Origin of the sequence: Sandarakinorhabdus sp., assembly GCF_032115815.1 — a bacterium.
GTDB lineage: Bacteria > Pseudomonadota > Alphaproteobacteria > Sphingomonadales > Sphingomonadaceae > Sandarakinorhabdus.
In genome coordinates this window covers 1-2,086 of record NZ_JAUMBI010000116.1, presented here as the reverse complement: position 1 = coordinate 2,086, position 2,086 = coordinate 1, and the positions used below count along the sequence as shown (strand labels likewise).

At 65.0% G+C, this 2,086-nt stretch carries 1 protein-coding gene and 1 pseudogene; both read right to left on the bottom strand.

Going from position 1 to position 2,086, the window contains the following annotated elements; all coding sequences use genetic code 11:
* A partial coding sequence (locus RT662_RS07125) for an alkyl sulfatase dimerization domain-containing protein (protein WP_313670018.1) occupies positions 1 to 1,739 on the bottom strand: 1,739 nt, incomplete at its 3' end.
* Positions 1,740 to 1,770: 31 nt separating this feature from the next.
* Positions 1,771 to 2,086: pseudogene (locus RT662_RS07120) on the bottom strand (acyl-CoA thioesterase domain-containing protein); the annotation flags it as partial.

Below are 2,086 nucleotides of genomic sequence, written 5' to 3'. Positions count from 1 at the left end.
GTGGCCCCCTTTTCGTGCAACATCACGCCATTGCCGATGCTGACGAGATGGCGTTCCTTGGCATCGGGAATTTCGAACGCGATGGTCATCGGCGCGATGGCACGGTCTGGCATCAGCCGCACACTCATGCTGTCCAGCAGCATCGATACCGACAGATTGGCGGCAATCCCGGCCGCGCTGGCCTGCTGGCCGGGCTTGATGCCCTGTTCCAGCTCCTGGGCGCCGGTCAGATAGAAATTGCGCCACGGCGCGGTTTCGGCCCGCCATGCCAGCTGGCGATAGACGCCGGCCAGCGCTGCCTTGGCGCCCCTGGTTTCCGGCGCGGCGCGCACCAGCGTGGAAAGCAGGGTGGCTGCCCAGCGGTCATCGCCCCTGGCGGCCGCGGCCTTGCCGGCGGCCAGCACTTTTTTCGGTCCGCCCATCTGCTTGACCATCCGCGGCGCCAGATCGGCGCGGGGCAGCGGATCGAGGCTGGCTGGGTCGCCATCGAACGCCCCCAGATAACGCTGATAGACCGCGCGGGCGTTGAATTTCAGGCTGCCATAGTTGGGCCGGTTGAACCACGATCTGGCCAGCGGTTCGGGCAGCCTGATCGCTTCACCGATCTCGACGGCATTCTTGCCTTCGTTCATCAGCCGCACGCTTTCGTTGTGCACAAAGGCATAGGCCTGGGCGTGGCGCAGCATGTAATCGCTGATCACGTCCCGGCCCCAGCGCGGCCAGAAATGGCTGGTGAACAGGATATCCGACTCAGCGCCCCAGCGGCGGCGGGCCGCCATCAGATAATCCGCCCAGCCCTTGGCATCGCGCACCAGCGCGCCACGCGGCGTCAGCAAATTGTGCATCGAGGCATTGGCGTTTTCGGCGAGGCACAAGGCCTTCCAGGCCGGCAGATAGAAGTTCATCTCCGCCGGCGCTTCGGTGTCGGGGGTGAGCTGGAACTGGAATTCCACCCCATCAATGATGCGGTTGCTGCTGGCTGGGGTGATGCTGTCGGTTGGCGGGATCAGACCGTAGGTGCCGGGCGTGTTGAGCGACGACAGGCCGGAGGAGACATGGCCGGCGGGATTGTGCGGCAAGTTGGTGCCAAACATGTAGACCGCGCGGCGCAACATGGCCGGGCCGGCGATGACATTTTCCGAAACCGCATGGTCCATGAAGCCTTCGGGCGCGATGATCTGCACCTTGCCAGCGGCAACGTCGGCGGGGTTCACCACGCCCAGCACACCGCCGAAATGATCGATATGGCTGTGGGTGTAGATCACGGCCACCACCGGCCGCTGGCCCAGTTTTTCGGTGACCAGCGCCATGGCGGCCTTGGCAGCTTCGGCGCCGGTGAGCGGATCGACGATGATCCAGCCACTGTTGCCGCGGATCACGGTCATGTTGGCGAGATCGAGCCCGCGCACCTGCCAAATGCCATCGGCCACCTGGAACAGGCCGTGTTTCGCCACCAGCGTCGCATTGCGCCACAGGCTGGGGTTCACCGTGGCTGGGGCCGGCCCTGTGAACTGGGCTTCATCGGCCAGATCGCGCAGCACGTCGCCCTTGGCATTTCGGATCTTGCCATCGGGGATGGAGCCGAGAAAGCCGCGGCTGGCGAAATCGAAATCCTGTTCGTCGGCCCAATTGAGCGATGCTGCCAGCGCTGCATTGTCGGCTTGCGCTGCCGGGCTGGCCGTTGGCGGGGCCTGCGCGGCGGCGGAGGCGAGGAGAAGGGCGATGAGATGCGGTATCATGCCGCAAGGCTAGGCCGGGCGACGCCACTGCTCAACTGTGAATTCGCACAATCAGGCTCTGGCTCGCCGTGGCCAGCAAGGTGCCATCCTGGGCAAACAGATGCACGCGGCCATGGGCGAAACCGGCGTGGACCGCGTGGATGCGGATATCGGCCAGCACCCATTCGGTGGGGACAAAATTCATGTAGCGGATGGTGTTATCCAGGCTGTTGCCGCCGGCGTTCGCCCCCATCGCGTTGCCGACGCCCGAAGGCAGGAAATCCGCCATCACCGCCAGCACCAGCCGATCAATGGAGAGATCGCGATTGACCGGCCGCACCCATAGCCGGCCAATGCCATCGGTTGCC